The 22,340-nt window shown below is 63.3% G+C and carries 22 protein-coding genes; 19 read left to right on the top strand and 3 right to left on the bottom strand.

Annotated elements, in window-relative coordinates:
• The first annotated feature begins 1 nt into the window (after position 1).
• The 15 genes from FE782_RS02270 (at position 2) to FE782_RS02205 (ending at position 16,458) form a co-directional block, all read left to right on the top strand.
• Positions 2 to 328, top strand: coding sequence for a YnfA family protein (locus FE782_RS02270; protein ID WP_138192420.1), 327 nt, complete (start codon positions 2 to 4; stop codon positions 326 to 328).
• An 18-nt stretch (positions 329 to 346) separates the two neighbouring features.
• Entirely contained in the window at positions 347 to 814 is a 468-nt protein-coding gene (locus tag FE782_RS02265) for an SRPBCC family protein (RefSeq protein ID WP_138192059.1), read from the top strand.
• Between the two features lie 26 nt (positions 815 to 840).
• Entirely contained in the window at positions 841 to 1,332 is a 492-nt protein-coding gene (locus FE782_RS02260) for a P-loop nucleotide/nucleoside kinase family protein (protein WP_202914466.1), read from the top strand.
• Complete coding sequence (locus FE782_RS02255) at positions 1,310 to 2,308, top strand: phosphotransferase enzyme family protein (RefSeq protein WP_138192057.1); 999 nt, start codon at positions 1,310 to 1,312, stop codon at positions 2,306 to 2,308. Before FE782_RS02260 ends, FE782_RS02255 begins: the two co-directional genes overlap by 23 nt.
• Before the next feature lie 389 nt (positions 2,309 to 2,697).
• Entirely contained in the window at positions 2,698 to 3,303 is a 606-nt protein-coding gene (locus tag FE782_RS02250; protein ID WP_138192056.1) for a hypothetical protein, read from the top strand.
• Entirely contained in the window at positions 3,300 to 3,917 is a 618-nt protein-coding gene (locus FE782_RS02245) for a TetR/AcrR family transcriptional regulator (RefSeq protein WP_138192054.1), read from the top strand. Before FE782_RS02250 ends, FE782_RS02245 begins: the two co-directional genes overlap by 4 nt.
• Before the next feature lie 315 nt (positions 3,918 to 4,232).
• Positions 4,233 to 4,811, top strand: coding sequence for a cohesin domain-containing protein (locus FE782_RS02240; protein WP_158299220.1), 579 nt, complete (start codon positions 4,233 to 4,235; stop codon positions 4,809 to 4,811).
• Positions 4,812 to 4,824: 13 nt separating this feature from the next.
• A complete protein-coding gene (locus FE782_RS02235) occupies positions 4,825 to 7,947 on the top strand; it encodes a cohesin domain-containing protein (RefSeq protein WP_158299219.1) in 3,123 nt (1,040 codons plus the stop codon).
• A gap of 16 nt (positions 7,948 to 7,963) precedes the next feature.
• A complete protein-coding gene (locus tag FE782_RS02230) occupies positions 7,964 to 11,152 on the top strand; it encodes a dockerin type I domain-containing protein (protein ID WP_138192048.1) in 3,189 nt (1,062 codons plus the stop codon).
• Between the two features lie 70 nt (positions 11,153 to 11,222).
• On the top strand, positions 11,223 to 12,614 hold the full coding sequence (locus tag FE782_RS02225) for an extracellular solute-binding protein (protein WP_138192046.1): 1,392 nt from the start codon (positions 11,223 to 11,225) through the stop codon (positions 12,612 to 12,614).
• A gap of 147 nt (positions 12,615 to 12,761) precedes the next feature.
• On the top strand, positions 12,762 to 12,917 hold the full coding sequence (locus tag FE782_RS32185; RefSeq protein WP_158299218.1) for a hypothetical protein: 156 nt from the start codon (positions 12,762 to 12,764) through the stop codon (positions 12,915 to 12,917).
• A gap of 41 nt (positions 12,918 to 12,958) precedes the next feature.
• Positions 12,959 to 14,614, top strand: coding sequence for a GAF domain-containing sensor histidine kinase (locus FE782_RS02220; RefSeq protein WP_238392307.1), 1,656 nt, complete (start codon positions 12,959 to 12,961; stop codon positions 14,612 to 14,614).
• Positions 14,611 to 15,330, top strand: coding sequence for a response regulator (locus tag FE782_RS02215; protein ID WP_138192044.1), 720 nt, complete (start codon positions 14,611 to 14,613; stop codon positions 15,328 to 15,330). Before FE782_RS02220 ends, FE782_RS02215 begins: the two co-directional genes overlap by 4 nt.
• 112 nt (positions 15,331 to 15,442) lie before the next feature.
• Complete coding sequence (locus FE782_RS02210; RefSeq protein WP_138192041.1) at positions 15,443 to 15,994, top strand: NADPH-dependent FMN reductase; 552 nt, start codon at positions 15,443 to 15,445, stop codon at positions 15,992 to 15,994.
• Positions 15,991 to 16,458, top strand: coding sequence for a VOC family protein (locus FE782_RS02205; RefSeq protein WP_138192039.1), 468 nt, complete (start codon positions 15,991 to 15,993; stop codon positions 16,456 to 16,458). Before FE782_RS02210 ends, FE782_RS02205 begins: the two co-directional genes overlap by 4 nt.
• A gap of 765 nt (positions 16,459 to 17,223) precedes the next feature.
• On the opposite strand, the gene FE782_RS02200 is transcribed toward FE782_RS02205, so the two are convergent.
• Positions 17,224 to 17,991, bottom strand: a complete 768-nt coding sequence (locus tag FE782_RS02200) for a TspO-related membrane protein (protein ID WP_138192037.1) — start codon at positions 17,989 to 17,991, stop codon at positions 17,224 to 17,226.
• A gap of 234 nt (positions 17,992 to 18,225) precedes the next feature.
• On the opposite strand from FE782_RS02200, the gene FE782_RS02195 reads away from it, so the two are divergent.
• From FE782_RS02195 to FE782_RS02185, 3 genes are all read left to right on the top strand, one after another.
• Positions 18,226 to 19,242 carry a Gfo/Idh/MocA family protein gene (locus tag FE782_RS02195; RefSeq protein WP_138192035.1) on the top strand — a complete coding sequence of 339 codons (1,017 nt, stop codon included), beginning with the start codon at positions 18,226 to 18,228 and terminating at the stop codon, positions 19,240 to 19,242.
• A gap of 94 nt (positions 19,243 to 19,336) precedes the next feature.
• Positions 19,337 to 20,008: an NAD(P)H-binding protein gene (locus FE782_RS02190; protein WP_138192033.1), complete on the top strand. Its 672-nt coding sequence runs from the start codon at positions 19,337 to 19,339 to the stop codon at positions 20,006 to 20,008.
• A gap of 37 nt (positions 20,009 to 20,045) precedes the next feature.
• Positions 20,046 to 20,273: a hypothetical protein gene (locus tag FE782_RS02185; RefSeq protein WP_138192031.1), complete on the top strand. Its 228-nt coding sequence runs from the start codon at positions 20,046 to 20,048 to the stop codon at positions 20,271 to 20,273.
• A gap of 281 nt (positions 20,274 to 20,554) precedes the next feature.
• Here FE782_RS02185 and FE782_RS02180 read toward each other — a convergent pair whose 3' ends face one another.
• Positions 20,555 to 20,857 carry a hypothetical protein gene (locus FE782_RS02180; RefSeq protein ID WP_138192029.1) on the bottom strand — a complete coding sequence of 101 codons (303 nt, stop codon included), beginning with the start codon at positions 20,855 to 20,857 and terminating at the stop codon, positions 20,555 to 20,557.
• On the bottom strand, positions 20,829 to 21,323 hold the full coding sequence (locus tag FE782_RS02175) for a hypothetical protein (protein ID WP_138192027.1): 495 nt from the start codon (positions 21,321 to 21,323) through the stop codon (positions 20,829 to 20,831). Before FE782_RS02175 ends, FE782_RS02180 begins: the two co-directional genes overlap by 29 nt.
• On the opposite strand from FE782_RS02175, the gene FE782_RS02170 reads away from it, so the two are divergent.
• Positions 21,301 to 22,251, top strand: coding sequence for a helix-turn-helix transcriptional regulator (locus FE782_RS02170; protein ID WP_138192025.1), 951 nt, complete (start codon positions 21,301 to 21,303; stop codon positions 22,249 to 22,251). The genes FE782_RS02175 and FE782_RS02170 overlap by 23 nt on opposite strands.
• Positions 22,252 to 22,340 lie beyond the last annotated feature (89 nt).

The following is a 22,340-nucleotide window of genomic DNA, read 5'->3' as shown; positions in this document are numbered from 1 at the left end:
GATAACGGCGATCGGGTTGTTCCTGGCGGCCGGGTTGGCCGAGATCGGCGGCGGCTACTTGGTGTGGCTGTGGCTGCGAGAAGCCAAGCCGGTATGGTACGGCGTCTTAGGCAGCATCGTGTTGATCGGATACGGGGTGCTCCCGACGTTCCAGAGCTTTCCGAGCTTCGGGCGCGTGTATGCGGCGTACGGCGGCGTTTTCATCGTGGCAGCGGTGTTGTGGGGGTGGTTGATCGACAAGAAGACGCCGGACCTGTACGATTGGATCGGCGCGGCGATATGTATCGTCGGGGTGTCCGTCATGCTGTGGGCTCCTCGGTCCTCATAAACGAAAGGAGAATGGATTATGATTATTCTCATTCAAGACCCCGTCGCGAAGGCGGAGATGTTGATTCGAAAGCCGGCGGAAGAGGTGTTCGAGGCGTTCGTCGATCCGAACGTCACGACCAAGTTCTGGTTCACGAAAAGCAGCGGGAGACTGGAAGAAGGCAAGCGCGTTCGGTGGGATTGGGAGATGTACGGCGTCGGGGACGACGTTCTGGTGAAGGCGCTCGAGCCGAATCGGCGCATCCTGATCGAATCGGCGGACGGCACGACGACCGAGTGGACGTTCGCGCCGCGGTCGGAGCGGGAAACGTTCGTCACGATTATGAATTCGGGATTTACGGGGAACGGGGACGAGATCGCGAACCAAGCGATCGATTCCATGGGCGGATACACGATGGTGCTTTGCGGGCTGAAGGCGCTGCTGGAGCATGGCGTCGTCTTGAACTTGGTGGGGGACAAAGCGCCGGACGCCCATGTGAAAGAGTAGCGTAAATCCGAGGGGGCGATTGGACGATGGCGACTTTGCATCTTATGGTCGGGCTTCCGTGCAGCGGGAAGACGACGCTGGCGCGGCGGCTGGAACGTACCTACTCGGCGCTTCGCCTCACGCCCGACGAATGGCACACGCGCTTGTTCGGCCAAGATCTCGACGACTTGGACCACGACGCCAGGCACGATACGGTCGAGGCGCTGCAGTGGAACGTCGCGGAGCGCGTCTTGGCGCTGGGCGTGGACGTTATCTTGGACTTCGGGTTTTGGGCGCGCGCGCAGCGCGACGAGATGCGGCAGCGCGCGGCGGCGTTGGGAGCGGACTTCCGCATCCATTACGCCGAGGCGTCCGAGGAGACGCTGTTGGCGCGTCTGGCGGCGAGGAACGCCGCGCTTCCTCCGGCTACGTTCGCCTTGCCCGAGGCGATGTTGAAGTCATGGATTCCGTTGTTCGAGCCCCCGACGCCGGAGGAATTGGAGGGGAGCTCATCCGATGACGGAAGCGACGAAGCGTAGGTGGGCCGAGGAGATAACCGCAGAGCTGAAGCGGCGCTTCGGCCGAACGGGGACGGAGCTGACGGAGATCGATTCGGGCTGGCTCAACGCCAAATGGAAAGCCGAGACGAGCGAAGGTCCGCTGTTCGTGAAGGTGTACCACCCGGACCGGTACAAGCTGCACGAGCGGCCCGAGCGGAGAAGCGCGATCGAGACGACGCTGCGGCTGCAGCGCGGCCTGCACGAAGCCGAGGGAGCGTGCCCGGCGGTACATGCGCACGAGGGACGGCTTCTGCAGGAAACCTCGTCCGGCCTGCTCTTCGCGGTGCACGATTGGACGGACGGCGCCACCGTGCGGGCCGGGTGCATGAGCGAAGCCCAGATGTACGAGCTCGGCCTCGCGGCCGGGCGAATGCACGCGTGGCTGCGGTCCGAACCGCCGCTCGAGCGGCCGGTCTGGACGCCGGACAAGCAAGCTTACTTGATTTCGTGGGAGTCGAATCGAGAGAACGCGGCGGCGGCGGGAGACGAGACGGTGCTGGAGTGGCTGAGTCGGTCCCGGTCCGTCGTGGAACGGTTGGATTTCCGCTCGTTCGACGAGGCGCCGGTCGGCTGGCTGCATTGGGATTTATGGACGGATAACCTATTGTTCCGGGGACCGAAGCTCGCCGGCATCGTCGATTTCGACCGGATGACGTTCGCCTATCCGGAGATCGACGCGGCCCGGGCGGTGCTGTCCGGCGCGTTGTCTGACGGGCGGATGCGGACGGACGCCGTTCGGGCGTTCCTGGAAGGGTATCGCGAATGGACGGCGGCGCCGTTCGGCATGCTCTCCCGCGCGATGCGCATGATTTATTTGATCGAATCCGCTTGGTGGTACCGGACCGAAATTCGCGTCCAGAGCGAGCTGCGACAGCTCTTGGGGCGGTTCATCGAGGAGATGCATTGGATCGAAGCGCATTGGGAGACGTTGTCCGACGAATTGGAAGCGGGATGAATCAAGCGGGGATCCGGCGGGACGGGAGGCGCGGGTCGTATGTGAGTTAGGTAGGGAACATCAACATCGTGTTCCCTAAGAGCCGGGTACACGGGCATTTCCCGAAACAAACGAACAGCGCCGTCGTCATTGCCTCTCTTTCGGCAAAACGTGCGGCGCTGTTCCTTTTTCTTATTAGGTTGTACTTGCGTGATCGGTTTGCGGCGCCATTGGCCGCGATGCGGGTCCAGTTGGATCTGCTTCTTCATATGGGACTGCCTCCTAATTGGTATTCGAACTTTATTGTATCCCTTGACGGGTCGTCCCGGCAAGGCGGGGGTAGATGGCTGCCTTGAAAATGAGTATACTCATAAATGAGTGAACTCATTTATTTTCGGGAGGGATTGCGGATGCGTAATGCGCCGTCGCGCATCGAATGGGAATACGAAGGAAAGCCGGACTTTTCTTCCGGGACGGGGGCGACCCGCGCGGAGCGGACGCTGGCGCTCGGCTCGGCCTGCATCGTTCCGGTCGTCGTGCTTTTATTAGCATCGACCCGAGATTACGGGTGGAGCTGGCTGCAGCTGGCGGTCGCGCTGGCGCTCGCCTTCGACGTCGGCGGCGGACTCGTCTCGAACGCGCTGAATTCGTGCAAGCGGTTCTATCATACGCCGCCGAAGCAGAGCGAAGGAAAGCTGGGCGTCGTATTGAAGCATCCCGTACGGTTCGGCTCGGCGCACGTGCATACGATTCTAGTCGCGCTGCTGTTCGATGCGGATCGATGGGCGACGTACGGCCTTGTCTGGTATGCGCTGCTGATGCTTTCGGTCGCCGTCGTCCTGCGGACGCCGCTCTACTTGCAGCGGCCGGCGTCGTTCCTGGCGATTCTGCTGGCGACGCTGATTAACTTCTACGGCATCGCCCCCGTTCCGGGCTTCGAGTGGCTGGCGCCGCTGCTGTTTATAAAGATCGTATACGGACACATGGTGAGAGAGGAGCCTTATCGACCGGCATGAGCTTACGCGAGAAGAAAAAGGAAGAGACGAAAACGAGACTGCTGGCGGCGGCGCGGTCGGCCTTCGCCGAGCGGGGATACGCGGCCGCGAAAACGTCGGACGTCGCGAAGGCGGTCGGCATCGCGGAAGGGACGCTGTTCAACTACTTCCCGACGAAGGCGGAGCTGTTCCTCGCGGCGATGCTGCCGCCTCCGTCCGAGCTCCCGGAGACGCCCGCGTCGCCGCCGGGGCAGGACCCTGCCGGTTGGGCGGCGGCGGCGGCGGCCATCGTCGACGCGAATTTACGAGGGCTCGCGGAGATGGAGAAGCCGCTTCAGCGGGAGTTTATGTCGCTGTTTTACGGCGGGCGCCCGAAGGAGATCGCCGGCTTGACGGCGTTCGATCGGCGGCTCGCGGACCGGATCGGGGCGTTCTTCGCGAAGCGGAAGGAGGCCCTCCCCGCCGAGCTGCGTACGTTCGACGCCGCGCTCGCGACGGAGTGCGTCTGCGGGCTGACGCTCGCGGCGTACTCCGTCTTCCTCATGGACGATGCAAGATCGTACCCGGAGATGCTGAACGAATTGCGGCGCCAATTCGAATTCGTCCTCTCCGGACATGTACCGGACGGCCGCTGACTCCAGCGGCTCGTCTCCCCTGATAGCCTCCCCCTCCCCGCTTCGACAAGCGGTACGAAATATCGACCCCATTCGCCATATTTTTCCTTTTATCCTTAATAAGTCTATTAATCCCAGGTTATTGACTGCGTTTGCGATGGTTCGTAATATAAATATGAACCAGATATGAACCAATTTATGGGATTAATGATTTTGTGGCAAGTCGTCCCATATGTTGTGTACCAGAAGAGAACCATAGGAGGTGGGCAAAGGAAGCAATATCGATCGACGGGAATGGCTTCGAACGGACAAGCGAAGAGGAAAGGAGGGATTTTTTTGGCGAAGAAGGCATGGCCCGCGCTGCTTCTCTGGATCGCGATCGGCCTCGCGCTGTTCGCTGCCGTCGCCTCGGCTCGCGCCGAGACGGCGGAGGCGGTGCTGACGGCGTCGAAGGACAAGGTCAAGGCGGGGGACGCCGTGACGGTGACGGTCGCGGTCAAGCGCGTCACAGACTTGTACGGCGTGCAGTTCGCGTTGTCGTACGATCCCGAGAAGCTGGAGCTTCTGTCGAGCAAGGCGTCGGATGCGTATAGTCATTTTCAGAATGGATGCGAATCTTGCGAGGAAGGGGAAACCCCGATTTATCCGCTGCTTCGTAAGAAGATGGCGGACATCGGCTACAAGGCTCGGGTTCCATTGATGACGTTCGTCTTCGAAGCGAAGGAGGAAGGAGACGCGCGAATCGAGCTGCGGAGCTTGAAGGGCGTGTCCACCGAGACGTACGCGAACGAGGCCGGGTACAACGATCTCGTGCCGGTCGCGCTGCAAGCGTCGGAGCCGCTGACGATCGAAGTGAAACAAGGCGGCAACGGAAATGGAAACGGCAATGGAAACGGCAAAGGGAATGGAAAATGAAAGGAGCGCGACGATGAACTCATTCCGGATTTCTAGATTTTCCGCGATCATACTGACCGCCGCCATGCTGCTCTCCGTCTTGTACGTGCCGAAGGCGAAGGCGGCCACCGGAACCGAATACGGCGCGCCGGTCGAAGTCGCGACGCCGATTCAATCGGCGACGTCCATCGCGATTTACGACAGCGTCGTCGGCCAAGAGGACGGCGCCAACGTGATGTATACGACGCTCGCCGGCGAGCCGGCGCAGTTCTATGTCCTTAACCTCGACACGTATGAGGTGATGAGAGCGCTTTCCCTTCCGGAAGGCAAGGACAGTTGGTCCCATGTCATCGCGCCGGACGGCGACGTCTACGTCGCATCGAGCGGCGGCCGGCTGTATCGGTATTCGCCGCAGACGAAGGAGATCGAGCCGCTCGGCCTCATTCGCGCCGGCGAAACCGCGATCTACGGTCTGAGCGTCGACGAAGCCGGCAACGTGTACGGCGGGACGTATCCGAACGCGATCGTCTGGAAGTACGATCCGGCGGCGAAGCGATTCAGCGACTACGGGCGCATGTCCGAGACGGCGAACTACGTGCGTTCGCTCGCGTACCACGACGGGTCGCTGTACGCGGGGCTCGGCACGAAGGGCGGCCTCGTGAAGCTGGATCCGGCGACGGGCGCGAAGGCGGATATTCCGCTGCCGACCGTCACGGGCGTCACGTACGACAATTATCCGTTCGTGTACCAGCTGGACGTCGTGGACGACTACCTGTTCGCGCATTTGAGCGGCGGCGGCATCAGCACGTTGATCGTCTACGACACGGTTCAAGAAACGTGGCGTCCCGAGCAGTTCCCGGGCTTCCACGGCAACCGCGTCTCGCCGCCGATGAACGGCAAGGCGTATTTCAAGCGGAACGCGGCGGGCGGCAACAAGCTGGTCGAGCTCGACCTCGCGACGTTCCAGACGCGGGATACGGCCATGGCGCAGGACTTCTCGATGAAGGGCGGCGGCTGGGCGACGATCGCGAACGATCCGCTCCTGCCGGGACCGACGCTCGTCAATATGCGCTTCGACGGCAAGGTCGGCTTCTTCAATATCGAGACGGAGAAGTACTATGAGAAGCCGGCGATCGTCGCGGGCCAAGCCATTCCGATTCACTCGCTCGAAAAGGGTCCCGACGGCCGACTCTACATGGGCGGCTATCCGGGCGGCTCCGGGGCGATCTTCGATCCCGCAACGGGTCAAACGACCGTGTTCCCGATGGGCCAACCGGAAAGCATCGGGCACATCGGCAATCAAGTGTTCTTCAACACGTACCCGAAGGCGAACATCTACGGACTGGACATCTCGAAGCCGATCGACGCTTCCAATCCGGCGCATCTGTTTGCGATCGGCGAGGAGCAGGACCGGCCGTACGTAAACCTGACGGTGGGCAGCAAGCTGTATCTCGGCACGATCCCGGACTACGGCAAGCTGGGCGGCGCATTGGTGGAATACGATTCCGTCGCGAAGACGTTCCAAGTGTTCCGCAACGTCGTGCAGGACCAAAGCATCGTCGGTTTGGCGCATAAGGACGGGAAGATTTACGGTTCGACGACGATCTTGGGCGGACTCGACTCCGATCCGACGTCGGCGTCGGCCAAGATGTTCGTGTGGGACGCGGCGACGAAGCGGAAGCTCGCCGAGTTTACGCCGGCGCTGCCGGGCAAGGCGCCGACGATGATCAGCGGCCTCACGTTCGGGCCGGACGGCCTGCTCTGGGCCGCGGCGAACGGCACGATCTTCGCGGTGAACCCGGATACGCAGCAAGTCGTGAAGAGCAAGGAGATTTATCCGAACGTCGTCGACTACGGCATGTGGCGTCCGATTCATCTCCGTTGGGGCGCCGACGGATTGCTGTATACGGATTTGTACGGCAAGCTGACGGTCGTCGACCCGGAGACGCTGGCATTCGACGCGTTAGGTGTCAACACGCCGCTGTTTACGATCGGCGACGATAACGACATCTATTACGCGAGCTCGACGAAACTGATGAAAATTCCGGTGACGCCGCGAAGCGCCGAGCCGCCGGCGGAGCCGGCGCTGAACGTCTTCAACGGCAGCTTCGAGCGGCCGCTCTCGGGCGGCGCGATTCCGGGCTGGAGCAATATTTTGACGCCTTCGGCGAACACCTCGTTCTCGCTGAGCGAAGAACAAGCGTTCAGCGGCAGCCATAGCCTCAAAGTGACGGATACGATGACGAACGAGTCGATCGCCGTCGGCAGCGAGCCGATTCCGGTGCTGCCGAACGAGGCGTACACGGCGTCCGTGCAGCTGTACATCGACACCGGTCGGACCAGCTTCCTCGCGCGCTTCTACGACGCGAACGGCGTCCAGACGGGCGGCGATCTGATCCAGCACGTGACGACGGGGCTCGATCAGTGGCAGGAGATCAAGCTGACGGGCACGGCGCCGGCGAACGCGGCGACGATCCGGGTGTTCGCATCGGTCTCGCTGCTGTACACGACGACGTCGTACTACGATCACTTTAACGTGATCGGCAAGTTCCCGGGCGACAACGCCGCCGCCGGCGCGTTCCGCCTCGCCGTTCCGACGGATACGGTGCAGGAAGGCGCTATCCTCCCGGTGACGGTGCAAGCGGAGGACGCGAACGAGCTGTACGCGGCGAAAGCGGTCGTGACGTACGATCCCGCGCGCTTCGCGGTGGAGGACGCGGCGATCGGCGACGGCTTCAAGAACGGCCAAGAGACGTTCTTCCAACTCGACGCCGATACGCCGGGCGTCGTGCGGTTGATCGCGACGCATACGGGCGACCGCTCCGTGAGCGGCGATCTCGTCGACATCGCGACGATCCGGCTCCGCGCGTTGACGGAGGGCGACTCGGCGATTACGCTGACGACGGCCTCGGAGCTGGCGAAGATCGACGCCGACGAGACGGGCGAGACGGTGTCGCCGGAGCAGCCGATCGCGGCGCAGGTGAAGATCGTGAAGGACTTCCGCGACGTCAATCGGGACGGCAAGGTCGATCTCGCCGACTTGGTGGCGGTGGCGAAGCGCGTCGGCGGCGCGTACGACGCGATGTACGACGTGAATCGGGACGGGAAGATCGACGTCGCGGACGTTGCGCTCGTCGCGATGGGAGCGCTCGAATGACGAAGGAGGAAGCGGCATGACGCGAAACAAGTTTCGATTCGCGACGGCGCTCGTCGCCGGCGCGCTGCTCGCGGCCTCGCTGCTTCCGTCCGCGGGCTCGGCGGCTGCGGCCGCCGGGTCCTTGGGCGGGAAGCGGTTCGGCGAGCCGGTCAGCGTAAGCGTTCCGATCACGAGAGTGTCGATCAACGACGCGGTGTTCGGCATGGAGGACGGGAAGGAGACGGCATATACGACGGTGACGTCGGAGAACGCCATTTTCAATGTGATCGACGTTCGGACCAATACGCTGCTGCGCGCAATCGAGCTGACCGGGATGCATACGACGTGGCGTCATGCGATCGCGCCCGACGGCACGGTATATATCGCGGGCACGACGTCCGGCAATACGCCGGTGCTGTGGAGCTACTCTCCCGTCACGAAGCGGGCGACGAATCACGGCGATCCGGCGCCCGGCGAGAAATCGCTGTGGGCGATGACGACGGACGAGCGCGGCAATGTGTACGGGGGTACGTTCCAAAGCGGCAAGGTGTTTAAGTTCGATCCGGTCGCGAAGACGTTCCGGGATTACGGCTCGATGGCGCCGGGTCAAGAATACGTGCGTTCGATGGCGTATTACGAAGGGCACATCTACGCGGGCATCGGCACGACCGGGGCGGTCGTGAAGCTGAACGTCGACACCGGCGAGAAGACGGTCATCTCGGACCCGGTGGCGGGCATTCTCGGCGTCGCGCCGGCCGACGTGCCGTTCGCGTACGACATGGCCGAGGTCGACGGCTATTTGTTGGTGCGTTTCGCCGGGGACTTGAACGAGCTGCTGATTTACGATTTGGAAAACGAAACCTGGCTCCCCCACCGCATCGGCCGCCAGCTCGGCGGCGCGGTGTTCGGCTGGAACGAGCTGGAGTCGAGAAACGGCAAGCTGTACTTGATCGTGAACCGCCAGCTGGCGGAGCTCGACCTAACGACGTTCCAGGCGCGTTCGACCGGCATCAGCTTCGGCAGCTCGCTGCGCGGCGCGGAGTGGATCGCGTTCCCGGACGACCCGCAACTCCCGGGCGAGTCGATCGTCACGATGACGAGCGACGGCAAGACGGTTCTGTTGAATGTCGAAGCCGGCATTCGGAAGGACCGGCCGCCCGTCGTCGCGGGCGCGCCGAATCCGCTGCATCAGCTGGAGCCGGGGCCGGACGGCAAGCTCTATATGAGCGGTTATCCGGGCGGCCTCGGGGCCGTGTACGATCCGGTGACGGACAGCAAGGTGAACTTCTCGATCGGCCAGGCGGAAGGCATCGTCGCGCTCGGCGACTACATGTACTACGGCGTGTATCCGGGCGGCTTGATTTATCGCAGCAAGATCGGCCCGGGGGCGCCTGTCGCTCAGCAGCTGTTCGCGATCGGCTCGGACCAAGACCGTCCGTACATGATGACGACGGGGGCCGGCAAGCTGATCGTCGGGACGATCCCGACGTACGGCAAGCTGGGCGGGGCTCTGACGATCTACGATCCGGCGACCGGCGAGAAGAAGGTGTATGCGAACGTCATCCACAACCAGAGCATCACGGGTCTCGTCTATCGGGACGGCCTTATCTACGGCGGGTCCAACATCTACGGCGGCCTCGGCGTGACGCCGACGGAGACGGAAGCGAAGATGTTCGTATGGGACGTCGCCGCGGAAAAGAAGGTGGCGGAGTTCACGCTCGACATCCCGGAGCTCGACAAGCCGCCGATGATTACCGGCCTTACGATCGGTCCGGACGGCATGGTGTGGGGCAATGCGGACGGGGTCGTTTTCAAGATGGATCCTTCCACTTATGAAATCGTCGACTACAAAAATATTTATCCGGACGTGAAAAACTACGGCTTCTGGCGTCCGTATCACCCGCGCTGGGGCGAGGACGGCCTCTTGTACGTCGACCTCGCGGACCGGATGACGGTCGTCGATCCGGAGACGATGGACTTCGTGCAGCTGACGCCGAACGGGCAGGAAATCAACTTTATGGCGATCGCTGCGGACGCAAGCGGCATAGAGCAGATCTACTACACGGCGGGAGCGCATCTGATGAAAATTCCGGTGACGAACGACGGCGGCGGCGGCCCGACGGATCCGGTCGAACGGAACCTTCCGGTGACGAACGGCGGCTTCGAGACGATCGGCAGCGGCGGAACGATTCCCGGCTGGACGAATCCGTATCCGAACGGCCTCGTCTTCGGCGTGACGGACGAGAAGAGCCGATCCGGCGCCCGCAGCGCGAAAATCGCGGATGCGTCCCGGGAGGCATCGGGCGGATTGCTGAGCGATCCGATTGCAGTAAAATCTGGAAAAACGTATACCGCTAGTGTTAATATCAATATGACGGAAGGCGATCCGGACGATGCGGCGCTGATGCTGTATTTCTACGACGCGGCCGGCAAGGAGCTCGGGTACGAGTTCAGCTTGCTCGGCAGCGATGTTCCGAACCAATGGCACAAGGTCGAGGTGACGGGCGTCGCGCCGGCGGAGGCCGTTCAGGCCCGCATCATGCTGTACAGCTCTAGATGGAATGTAATTACCGCTTATTACGACGACGTCGCGCTGCGGTCCCCTGACGACTTGGGCGACGCCGACGGCGCGCCGGGCAAGCTGGCGCTCGTCTTGAACGATTCGGCCGGCGCGAAGACGCGGCCGGTGACGCTCGACATCGTCGCGGAGGAGACGGATCGGCTGTATGCCGCGAAGCTTTCGCTGACGTACGACCCGGCATACTTTACGCTGGATACGGTCGTCGAAGGGGAAGGGCTGGCGAACGGCGGCGGCTACTTGACCTGGAAGCAGGACGGCGGCAAAGCATGGATCGTCGCGACGAAGCTCGGCGCCGGCGCGATCGGCGACGGTGACGTCGTCGCGAGCCTGACGTTCCGACCGACCGGCAAGACTGGGGGAACCTCGTTCGCGCTGCTCGGCGGCGAATCGACGCTCGCGCGGGACGACGCGGAGACGACCGGCGCGCTGTTCGCGCTCGATTCGGATGTCGTTGCTGCGTACGAAGTCGTGGAACGATTGGAAGACGTGAACGGAGACGGCAAAGTCGCGATGGACGATCTGGTCGCGGTCGCTCGCCGCATCGGCGCTCCCGCGGCGGATCATCGCTCGCTGGACGTGAATCGCGACGGCGTCATCGACATCGCCGATCTGGCGTTGGTCGCAACGGCGCTGCTGGAACCGTAAGGGTATTGGATTCGAGGCCGCGGAGCGACGTTCCGCGGCCTTACTCTCTAGAAGGTTGGAGATTCGGACAATGGACAACAAGGTAAGCCGGAAGACGTTCCGTCATCGGCTCGGCGAGATGGTTTCGGCGCTGCGCGAAGACATTATTACGGGCCGCCGCCCGCCCGGCGATTATTTGCCGTCGGAGCTGACGCTCGCGGAGCAGTTTTCCTTAAGCAAGAACTCCGTACGCCAGGGACTCGAGCAGCTCGTCGGCGAGTCGCTGATCGAGAAGGTGCCGCGGGTCGGCAACCGCGTCCGCGATCCGAACGAGGCGGGGACGATCACCGTCCGGTTCGGCTATTACGCTTCGATGCTGCACGAGACGAACTTGCAGGAGATGCTGGAAGGCTTCTATAAGCTGCATCCGCATATTCGCGTTCAGATGGTGCCTATCTACTATAGCGGCTTCTTGGAGACCGTTCCCGAATATTTCGAGAATGGTCTTCTTGACGCCGTGACGATCAATAACCATAATTACCAGCATTGTCTCGACGGCGGGCGCGAGCGCATCTTCGAGCCGATGGAGGAAAACAAGGAGCTGTACCCTTTCCTCACCCGCGCCTTCAAGCGGAGCGGCGGCGAGCTTCACGTACAGCCGTTCGTCGCCTCCCCCGTGGTGCTCTGCTACAATAAGGAGCACTTCGAGGAGCGAGGCGTGCCGGAGCCGGACAGCAGCTGGACGTGGGACGACCTGCTGTCGCATTCGGCGGCGCTCCGCGACGGCCGGGAGCGATACGGCTTCCACTTCCATCTGTTGTCCGGCAATCGTTGGCCGATCTTCCTGCTGCAAAGCGGAGCGTCGTTCCGCCGGGACGACCTCGGCGCTCCGCCGCCGGATTTCGGCGACGACAGGCTGTGGGACGGGCTGGAGCTCGGCCGGCGGCTGCACTACGACCCGGGAACGCTGCCGGCGTTCCTGTCGGAGACCGACTCGGATACCGAGTCGCTGTTTCTCCAGCAGAAGGTGTCGATGATGATGACGACCTATTACAGCTTGAACTCGCTGAAGGCGGCGGGCTTCCGCTACGACCTGGCTCCGCTGCCCGCGCATCGCAACGCGAAGACGCTGCTGCTCAGCATCGGCCTCGCCGTGAACAAAGCCTCGAAGGCGAAGGACGCGGCGATGGCGCTCGTTCGCTACTTGCTCTCGTACGACGTCCAGCTCGGCATTCGGCGCGGCACGCTCACGATTCCGAGCCATAAGAAGGCCGCCGAGTGGCAGGGGAAGGAAGCGATGTATCGGCCGCCGCATTTCCACATGTATCGGGATATCGTGCCGACGTTCGCTCACATCGCGGATTTGGGCTTGCCGCTCAAGGAGCTGGAGCGGATGCGGAACGAATTGAAGCTGTATTGGTCCAACATGGAAAGCCGGGAGCAGGCGATCGAGCGGCTGCGGATCGCGTTCGAGCGCGGCTAAGCGCGAATACGCGCTTACAGTAGCTGCCCGCCGTCGAGCCGGTCGTAAGACCAAAGGCCGAGGGCGGGCTCCGTCCTTTTTCCGACGCGCATGTAACGGGGTTCCCCCATACTGAAAGCATCGATGACAGAAGGGGAGAGAACGGCTATGGTTGATGCTTACGTTACGGAAGTTCGGGTTCGGCAGGAGGAGGAGCGGCTGAGCGCGGTAACGGCGCTTGCGTGGCGGTGGTTCGGCGCGCGGGGAACGTTTTGCGCGAGGTGCTTGGAGCAAGAGCGTCGAGGCGAGGCGCGGGTCGAGTAGCATCAGTTTCGGTTACGATTGCGATACATAGGAGACGAGGGATGGAGATGCGGGACGACGCGCGCGTGCGCGAGGCGGAGCTGCTGCGGGACATCGCGGAGACGATCAACGGCACGTACGATATGACGCAGATGCTGGACGCCGTGCTGGATAAGGTGCTCGAGCTGACGGGCCTCTCGACGGGATGGGTGTTCCTCATCGAACCTCGGAAGACCGGAGCGCTGCGCTGCGCGGCCGACGTCGGGTTGCCCCCGGCGCTCGCGCGGGACGCCAAGCGGCCGATGCGGAGCGGCACCTGCTGGTGCGTCGACCGGTTCCGCGACGGGCGTTTGCACCGAGCCGCGAATATTTTGAACTGCAAGCGCATCGAGGACGCGATCCTGCACAAGCGCGGCGACACCGGCGGGCTGACGCATCATGCGACGATTCCGCTCCGGTCGGGCGACGACTTGTTCGGCATCCTGAACGTCGGCGCGCCGGGCAAGACGGCGTTCAGCGACGAGGAGCTGAGCCTGCTGCAATCGGTCGCGCTGCAGATCGGCACGGCGTCGCACCGCATCCGGCTGTACGGCGAGGAGCGCAAGCGCGCCGCGCGGTTCGAGCGGCTCGGCGCGGCCGCGAGCGAGCTGCGCGCGGTCGTCGAGCCGAAGCCGGAACGCATCGCGGCCAGCATCGTGCGCGTCGCGGGCGAGACGTTCGGCTGGTCGAACGTCTCGCTATGGATGCGGGAGTCGCAGGGGCTCTTCCTGCACGCCTCGTACGACGCGGGAGAGGTGCGCGTGCCTTCGTGCGGGGCGCCCGGCCATTCGTGCGCGCTGCTCGACGACGTCCTCGAGACGCTGGAGACGAAGCGGCTCGCGGCGCCGGTCGATCCGGGGCTGCTTCCGTCGGGCGCGCCGATCCGCGCGGGCGCCGCCGTGCCGCTCGTGCTGCAGGGGCGGCCGATCGGCGTGCTCGTCGCGGGCAGCTCGACCGAAGCGGCGTTCGACGGCGTCGACGCGGAGGTGCTCTCCGCGCTGTCGGCGCATGCGGCGCTCACCTACGAGAACGCGAGGCTGCAGGAGCAGGGCAAGACGCTCGCCCGTTGGGAGGAGCGCAACCGGATCGCCCGCGACCTGCACGATTCGGTGTCGCAAATGCTGTTTTCGCTGCAGCTGCACGCCAAAGGGCTCGAGGCCGCGCTGGCGGAATCGCCCGCGGGCGTGCGGCGGGCGGCGACGGAGATCGGCCGTCTGTCGCGCGAGGCGCTGGCCGAGATGCGCGGCATGATTCGGCAGCTGCGGCCGGCCGGCCTCGAGGAAGGGCTGCTGACGGGGCTGACCCGCTACGGCGCCTCGATCGGCGTGACGGTGTCCTGCGACGCGGGCGCGCTGCGACAGCTGCCGGAACGCGTCGAGCTGGCGCTGTGGCGCATCGGGCAGGAGGCGCTCAATAACGTGGTGAAGCACGCCGGCGTCGACCGGGCGTCGATCGCGCTCGCGTTCGAGCCGGGCGCCGTCGTCATGACGGTGTCGGATCGCGGGAACGGGTTCCGGAACGACGACGCGGACGGCTACGGCTTCGGCATGACGACGATGCGGGAGCGGGCGGAATCGGCCGGCGGCGCGGCCACGGTCGACAGCCGACCGGGATACGGAACGGACGTGCGCGTCCGACTGCCGCTGCCGGCGGCGGAACGAGGAGGGGAGAAGCCATGAGCGGAACGAACGATTCGGGTAAGGAAGCGGCCGCGGCATCGAAATCCGCCATCCGCGTGCTCCTCGTCGACGATCATGCGATCGTGCGGCAGGGGCTTGTTTTCTATCTGGGCATGCAGAACGACCTCGACATCGTCGGCGAAGCGGCGAACGGCGTCGAAGCGGTAAGCCGCGCGGCCGAGCTGAAGCCAGATGTTATCTTGATGGACCTGTTCATGCCGGAGAAAAACGGGATCGAGGCGACGCGGGACATCCGGGCGATGGACGCGAAGGCGAGGATTATCGTGTTGACGTCGTTTTCCGAGCAGGATCATGTGTTGTCGGCCATCAAGGCCGGCGCGAACGGGTATTTGTTGAAGGACGCGGACCCCGCCGACATCGCGAACGCGATTCGAGGCGCTCATGCAGGCCGGCCGCAGCTGCACCCGGCCGCCGCGGCTCAGCTCATGTCGCACGTCGCCGCGACGCAGGATCATCCGGCCGCGCCAGCCGCCGCCCCGACCGGTCCGGCGTCCCCGGACGCGCTCACGCCGCGGGAGGCGGAAATTTTGTCCTTCCTTGCCCGAGGCTATAGTAATAAGGAGATTGCGGCCGCCTGCGGCATCGCGGAAAAAACCGTGAAGACGCACGTCAGCAGCCTGCTGAGCAAGCTCGGCGTCGCCGATCGGACGCAAGCGGCGCTGTACGCCGTGAAGAACGGTCTCGTAGAGTCCTAAGACCAATGGATGATCGCCGGCTACGCCTTCCAGCCGATGTGGCAAGTATGGATCCTTCGTATAGTGGAGATAAGGAAATTCAACCAACCCAATGACGAAGGAATGAGCGAAAATGACGAACACGAACATTGTATTGTTGGCAGGCAGCAACCGGAAGGACGCTTCGAGCACGAAGCTGCTCCGATATATGAAAGAACGGCTGAAGGCGCGAGGCGTCGAGGCGACGCTGTTCGACGTGTACGAGTCGCCGCTGCCGATCTTCTCCCCGGACGACGCCGAAGCGCACCCGAACGCGAGGCGGCTGATCGCCGCCGTGCAGGGTGCCGACGGCCTCGTGTTCGGGACGCCCGAGTATCACGGTTCCGTCTCGGGGGCGCTCAAGAATGCGCTCGATTACCTCGGAGCGAGCGAGATAGGCGGCAAGCCCGTATTGTCCGTCAGCTCGTCGGGCGGCGCCGTCGGCGTCAGCTCGCTGACGCATCTGCAAGGCATCGTACGCGGCTTGCACGGCATCAACAGCCCGGAGTGGGTATCGATCGGCGGCCGCCAGTGGTTCAACGCGGACGGCTCGCCGGCCGACGAAGGGATGCGGACGCGGGTCGAGCGGGCGCTCGACCAGCTCGTAGCGCTGACGACGGCGCTGAAAGGGGTGACGGCGCGATGATCAAGGGCTTATACGAGACGCATCTGCCGGTGTCGGACTTGCAGCGTTCTATCGCGTTCTACGAATCGCTCGGCCTCGAGCTTGCCGTCCAATCCGACGACGTTGCGTTCCTCTGGATCGAGAAGCGGTCGAGCTGGTTAGGCCTTTGGGCGAAGGACGATTTCCGCACGAACCGGGAGCCGTCCACTGCGCCGTCGAACGGCCGGCACATCGCCTTCCGCGTCGACTTCGACGACTTGCGCGCCGCCGTCGGCTGGCTCGCCGAGCGGGGCATCGCCGTCGACGCCTTCGGCGGGGTCGACGTCCGCGAGCCGCTCATGCGGCCGCATCAACAGAACGCGTCGGTGTACTTCTACGATCCCGACGGCAACCACCTCGAGCTCATGTGCAGCTTGCCCGAAGGAGCGCCGACGGAACCCGCGCGGCTGCTCCCTTTAAGCGAGGGCTGGCCGGAGCTTACGTAAGTCGGAAGGTTTCGCTCGGTCCTGCGACCGGGCGTATTTTTTTGGAGGAGGAGTGGGCGGTGTGTGGTCTGCGACTCCTTCTCCTGGGATTCCCTTCGCTCAGCTGGACTTCGCTAGAAACCTAGGACAAGGTACTGCAGGAGAGAAGGGACGAAGGCGGCGCACAGCTGAGCGAAAGGAAACCGAGGACAAGGAACCGCAGGAGAGAAGGGACGGGGGCGGCCCACAGCTGAGCGAAGGGAAACCGAGGACAAGGAACCGCAGGAGAGAAGGGGCGGAGGCGGCCGGCGGCTGAGCGAAGGGAAACCGAGGACAAGGAACCGCAGGAGAGAAGGGACGGAGGCGGCCGGCGGCTGAGCGAAAGGAAACCGAGGACAAGGAACCGCAGGAAGGGACGAGGGCGGCCCACAGCTGAGCGAAAGGAAACCGAGGACAAGGAACCGCAGGAGAGAAGGGACAGAGGCTGCCGGCGGCTGAGCGAAAGGAAACAGAGGACAAGGAACCGCAGGAGAGAAGGGACGGGGGCGGCCCACAGCTGAGCGAAAGGAAACCGAGGACAAGGAACCGCAGAAGAGAAGGGACGAAGGCGGCGCACAGCTGAGCGAAAGGAAACCGAGGACAAGGAACCGCAGGAGAGAAGGGACGGGGGCGGCCCACAGCTGAGCGAAAGGAAACCGAGGACAAGGAACCACGGGAGAGGGGAGACGGGCTGGGGGGCGCCGGCTATTGCAACCGGCCGTGCGCCCCCGAGCGGGACCCGCAACTCTACCGCCGCCGCCGCCGCGCCGGCACGATCCGCAGCGCGAGCAAGAGCAGCACCCCCGCCAGCAGCCAAGCGATCCATGCGACGATCGGCGCCGCGCCTTGCTGCTCGACGCCGATCGCGACGAATGCCCAGACGACCGTCAGGACGAAGGGGGTGTCGCGGTACCGGCGGAACGCGGCGTACGCGATACCCGCCGCGACGAGGAGCAACAGCATCGTCCAATACGCTTCGAGCCCCCAACCGTTCCCGCCGGACGCCTTGAGCCCGACTATTCCGTTGACGCCGGAAGCGACCGCGATCCAAGCCGTATACAGGCTGAAGGGAAGCTGCACGAACAGCTTCGACGTCAGCCCCGCGTCGTCGCGCGGCGAGCCGTCCACGCGTCGCGTCGCGAGGTAGATCGGGAGCAGCGAAAGCAGCAGCCCGAGGATGAGGAAGACGCTCGAACGAATGTACAAGTAGTGCCAGCACAGCAGCCAAGCGATATTGAACGCGCAGCTTACGACGAACCAAGGCCCGATGCGCCGGAAGACGGACAGCTCCCGCCAGCCTGGCCGCCATTGGAGCAGCACGAAGACGCCCAGCAGCGCATAGATCGCGCCCCAAATTGTAAACGCATACGAAGCTGGCGTCGCCAAAACCGGGAACATCGCCGACACCTCGCCGGTCGTCCTTCCCCCGATCGGAATGGCGTTCGCAAGTCCGTTCGCCAGAAGCACCGCCACATACGCCGCCGTATTCCACCCTCGCCACAAGTTCGCTCGCACGCGAGACCGCCTCCTCGATTGCCCTCTTTCCATTAGTATATGCGTCCCGTTTGTACAGTTACCTTACCGACTTATTACAGTTTCGGACTTGCGGTTTCTTGCGAACATGTAGCAAGATTGTACAAGTCGTTGCCATCCTAGTCATGGAACGGCGCGCCTCGCTCTGGTACAGTAAGAACGAAACGACGCAATACGAAATCGACATTCGAAAAAACGGAGCGTGAACAATCGACCATGACAACGCAGCTTCGAGGAGCGGTCATCGGATACGGCGGCGCATTCAACATGGGCAAGCAGCATGCGATGCAGATGATGGAGAACGGGATCGCGTTCGCGGCGGCGTGCGATCTGGACGCGGGCCGGGCCGCGCAAGCGAAGGCGGACTTCCCGGACATCGATACGTATACGAATCCCGACGACCTGCTGGCGCGGGACGACATCGACCTGATTACGGTCATTACGCCGCACAATACGCACGCGGAGCTCGGCATGCGCATCTTGCAAGCCGGGAAGCACTGCATCCTGGAGAAGCCGATGTGTATCGCCGCGGCGGACGGCTACGCGATGACGATGCTCGCCCGCGAGAAGGGGAAGATGCTGTCGGTGTATCATAACCGCCGTTGGGACGGCTGGTACTTGACGCTGAAGGACCTGATCGGGAGAGGCATCATCGGCGACGTCTTCCACATCGAGCTGGCGTTCGGCGGGTACGGCAAGCCGAACGATTGGTGGCGGTCCGTGAAGGCGATCTCCGGCGGGGCATTGTACGATTGGGGCGCGCATCTGATCGATTATGCGCTCGGCGTCGTCCCGGGCGGCATCCGTTCGGTGCGCGGCGTCGTGCAGAACCTCGTGTGGCACGAGTATACGAACGAGGACCACGTGGACAGCACCATCTATATGGAAAACGGCGCCACGATCAACGTTCAAATCTCGAGCATCGCGCACGCGGGCAAGCCGCATGTCCGGCTGCTCGGGACGAAAGGCGGGATCGTGGACGGGAACATTTTCGACGGGGAGCTGACGCTCTATACCGATCTCTCCGGCGTGAAGGTGGAGACGAAGGTGGCGACCGCCAAGAGCCGAGGCGAATCGTATTATGCGAACGTCGCGGATCATCTGTATCGCGGAGCGAAGCTGATCGTGACGCCGGAGCAATCGCTTCGCAACATCGCCGTCATCGAGACGACGGAGAAGTCGGCGGCCGAAGGCCGGGAGCTGCCGGTGCCGTTCGAAGAGCTGCATCGATAACTTTCGGGAGAGCCGCCGGGGCCGGCGGCTCTTTCTTTCGGCGTTTTTTTCCGATACGATGGGGGTACACGGAAATGCGGGAGGACGACCCACCATGGAACCTAATTTGAAAAAGGCAGTGCTTCTCGGCGCCACCGGACTCGTCGGGGCGCAGCTGTTGGACAAGCTGCTCGCGTCGCCGGCGTACGGCGAGGTGACGGCGATCGTGCGCCGGCCGCTGCCGGAGCGGGCGAAGCTCAAGCAAGTCGTGCTCGCCGACTTCGCGGCGATGTCCGGCGCGGCGTTCGCGGGCGCGGAGGACGTGTTCTGCGCGCTCGGGACGACGATCAAGCAGGCGGGATCGCAGGCGCGGTTCCGCGAAGTCGACTACGACTACCCGGTAGCGGCCGCGCGGCTCGCGAAGGCGGCCGGCGCGCGCCGATACGTGCTCGTCTCGTCGATGGGGGCGGATCCGGCGTCGAAGATTTTCTACAGCCGGGTGAAGGGCGAGACGGAAGCGGCGGTTCGCGCGCTGCAGCTGCCGATGACGTCGATCGTCCGGCCGTCGCTCCTGCTCGGCGACCGGCGGCAGTTCCGGTTCGGCGAACGCGTCGCCGCGCTGTTGTCGCGTCCGCTCGCCTTCGTCTTCCGCGGGTCGCTGGTCAAGTACCGCCCGATCGAGGCGCGCGACGTCGCGGCCGTCATGCTGCGCGCGGCGCAGATGTACTCGCCTGGGACGCATATTTACGAGAACGACCAGCTGCATAAGATGGCGCCGAATTCGTAGGCGGGGCGCTTGTTCCAAGAGGAGAGGGGGGAATTGATTGGCACGCACGTATAAGGCGGAAGGGCGGCAGGTCGCGAAGCTCGTTCGCGGGCTGTTCGCGGTCGTCGCGATGCTGCTGTACGGCTACGCGTTCCCGGACCTCGACCGGTCGGTTCTGGTCGCGATACTCGCGGTCGGTTGGGTCGCGGCGGAGTTGGCGGCTTGGTGGTGGGTGCGGAGGCGCCGGGCGGCGAAGGCCGGCCGCGGGCGCGGCAAGGCGATGTAGGGGACGTTCATGCGGACGGGAAATCCTCCCGTCCATGAGCGCGAATCGACTCGATTAGGCCCGTCGAACGGGAAAAGCTCCCTTCTATCAAGCCAATTCGGTTCATTTTCGCAGAACGATGCGAAATAAACGGGAGCTTTTCCCGTCCGATTGCGGGAACGTCTGCACACAAACGAAGTAGACGGGAGATTTTCCCGTTCATACCGGACGAAGGCCGGCTGTTCGAAACCGATCGAAGTAAAGAAAGCCCGCCGGACGCATGATCCGGCGGGCTGCAAAGCTTATTGCAGGAAACCTCGGGTCTCCTTCTTGGTCGTCGCCTTCTTCGCGTTGCGCGAGGCGGGCCGCTCCAGCTCCCGGATGCGCTCGATCCATCGTTCCGGCGTCAAGCCGTTCGCATGCGCCTCGTGGATCCGCTCCGCGTAATCCTCGCAGTTGTAATGCTTCCCGAGCAGCTCCAGAACGGGCGCGTACTCGCGCAGGAGGCGGACGGCGTCGTCAGGGCCGTACCGAAGACGCCCGACAAGATGCTCCACCATGCCTTGCCCGAATCGGTCAAGCTCTTCGTACGTGCTGATTGTCATGGTACTTCAACCTACCTTCCGAACGGAGATAATAGCCGACGAGCCGCAAGCTGTCTTCCAGCCGTTCGTTCGCGAATACGACCTGATTGCCGAGCCGCAGCGGGTCCAGCTTCCGTCCCCGGCGATCTCTTAGCGATCTGGTCGCCGAACTAACGGCGTCTTTCCCTAACTTTACCGCATCCCGAACGATCATGCCAGCGTCATTGTCCGCCATCGGCCCGATCATGAGATCCGGATCGAATTCCGCCCACTCCGCTTCCGGCGCCATGAAGATGCGCGGAAACACGTCGATGCGCTTGGGCAGCAGCTGAATCTTAAGGACGCACGGCGTCGGCGTCTGCAGCCCGGCCCGGTTACCCGGAGGGGGAGCGACAGTCCAAGCAGGAGGGGGCGGCAACGGCGTCGAATACAATCGTATTCCAGACCGCGAAGGAGGACCGCGCATGAGCGATAAGCTGATCCGCATCTTCAACATCCTGACGGCGATTCAAGCCAATCCGGGCATCTCCGCGAACGATCTCGCCTTCAAATGCGAGGTCGACGTCCGCACCATCTACCGGGATATGGAGCTGATTTACTTGATCGCGCCCGTCACCAACGAAGGGAAGGGAACCGGCTATCGGTTCATGGGCCGATTCGCGATGACGCCGCTCAACTTCACCGAGCAGGAATCGCTCGTCTTCTCGATGCTGCCGTCGCTGCTTGACAAGGAGAAGCTGCCGCCCGGGTTCGAGACCGCATACGACAAGGTGATGGCCGCGCACCGCAAGGAGAAGTCGCGGCGGCATCACATCATCGAGGACATCGCGGACATTATCCAGATGGGCACGCCGGCGTACCGGAAGGAGAGTCCGAACTTCCTGCAGCCGATCATCCGCGCCATTCTCGAACACCGGACGATCGACACCGTCTACCACACGATGTCCCGCGACGAGACGACGGAGCGAAGGATCGACCCGTATTACTTGGTGCCGCGGGATCAGCGGTTTTACTTGATCGGGTATTGCCACTCGAAGCAGGGCATTCGCACGTTCCGGATCAGCCGCTTCCGGAAGGTCGAAGTGACCGAGGAGCTGTTCGACAAAGGCGACTTCAGCATCAAGAAGCATCTGAAGAACACATGGTCGATCGAGCAGGGCGACAAGAACATTACGTTCAAGGTGCGCTTCAGCGCCGACATCGCCCGATACGTGAAAGAGGAGGAGCTGTTCGTCCATCCGCGGATGAAGGATCATAAGGACGGCAGCATGACGTTCGAAGTGACGGTCAATAACGAAAAGGAATTCCTCCGCTGGATTCTCCAATACGGCCCGTCCGCGGAAATTCTCGAGCCGAAGTCGGTGCGGGAGAAGATGCGGGATCAGCTGCGGGACTGGCTGGCGTTGTACAAGTAGGGGAACCGCAGCTAATTCTCTGCGAACACATACATCAAGCGCAGCGTCTCGCTACGAGATTCTGCGCTTTTTTGCCGCTGGGCAGGAAT

Source organism: Paenibacillus antri, from assembly GCF_005765165.1.
Classification (GTDB): Bacteria; Bacillota; Bacilli; order Paenibacillales; family YIM-B00363; genus Paenibacillus_AE; species Paenibacillus_AE antri.
Note: the sequence above shows the minus strand (reverse complement) of the source record. Positions and strands in the feature narration are given on the sequence as shown.

Coding starts and splice junctions, on each gene's coding strand:
- FE782_RS02245 (WP_138192054.1), top strand. CDS start 3,300: ATGAGCTTACGCGAGAAGAAAAAGGAAGAGACGAAAACGAGACTGCTG.
- FE782_RS02260 (WP_202914466.1), top strand. CDS start 841: ATGGCGACTTTGCATCTTATGGTCGGGCTTCCGTGCAGCGGGAAGACG.
- FE782_RS02175 (WP_138192027.1), bottom strand. CDS start 21,323: ATGCGGATCAGCTTATCGCTCATGCGCGGTCCTCCTTCGCGGTCTGGA.
- FE782_RS02235 (WP_158299219.1), top strand. CDS start 4,825: ATGAACTCATTCCGGATTTCTAGATTTTCCGCGATCATACTGACCGCC.
- FE782_RS02230 (WP_138192048.1), top strand. CDS start 7,964: ATGACGCGAAACAAGTTTCGATTCGCGACGGCGCTCGTCGCCGGCGCG.
- FE782_RS02215 (WP_138192044.1), top strand. CDS start 14,611: ATGAGCGGAACGAACGATTCGGGTAAGGAAGCGGCCGCGGCATCGAAA.
- FE782_RS02170 (WP_138192025.1), top strand. CDS start 21,301: ATGAGCGATAAGCTGATCCGCATCTTCAACATCCTGACGGCGATTCAA.
- FE782_RS02225 (WP_138192046.1), top strand. CDS start 11,223: ATGGACAACAAGGTAAGCCGGAAGACGTTCCGTCATCGGCTCGGCGAG.
- FE782_RS02180 (WP_138192029.1), bottom strand. CDS start 20,857: ATGACAATCAGCACGTACGAAGAGCTTGACCGATTCGGGCAAGGCATG.
- FE782_RS02220 (WP_238392307.1), top strand. CDS start 12,959: ATGGAGATGCGGGACGACGCGCGCGTGCGCGAGGCGGAGCTGCTGCGG.
- FE782_RS32185 (WP_158299218.1), top strand. CDS start 12,762: ATGGTTGATGCTTACGTTACGGAAGTTCGGGTTCGGCAGGAGGAGGAG.
- FE782_RS02205 (WP_138192039.1), top strand. CDS start 15,991: ATGATCAAGGGCTTATACGAGACGCATCTGCCGGTGTCGGACTTGCAG.
- FE782_RS02255 (WP_138192057.1), top strand. CDS start 1,310: ATGACGGAAGCGACGAAGCGTAGGTGGGCCGAGGAGATAACCGCAGAG.
- FE782_RS02210 (WP_138192041.1), top strand. CDS start 15,443: ATGACGAACACGAACATTGTATTGTTGGCAGGCAGCAACCGGAAGGAC.
- FE782_RS02265 (WP_138192059.1), top strand. CDS start 347: ATGATTATTCTCATTCAAGACCCCGTCGCGAAGGCGGAGATGTTGATT.
- FE782_RS02190 (WP_138192033.1), top strand. CDS start 19,337: ATGGAACCTAATTTGAAAAAGGCAGTGCTTCTCGGCGCCACCGGACTC.
- FE782_RS02195 (WP_138192035.1), top strand. CDS start 18,226: ATGACAACGCAGCTTCGAGGAGCGGTCATCGGATACGGCGGCGCATTC.
- FE782_RS02250 (WP_138192056.1), top strand. CDS start 2,698: ATGCGTAATGCGCCGTCGCGCATCGAATGGGAATACGAAGGAAAGCCG.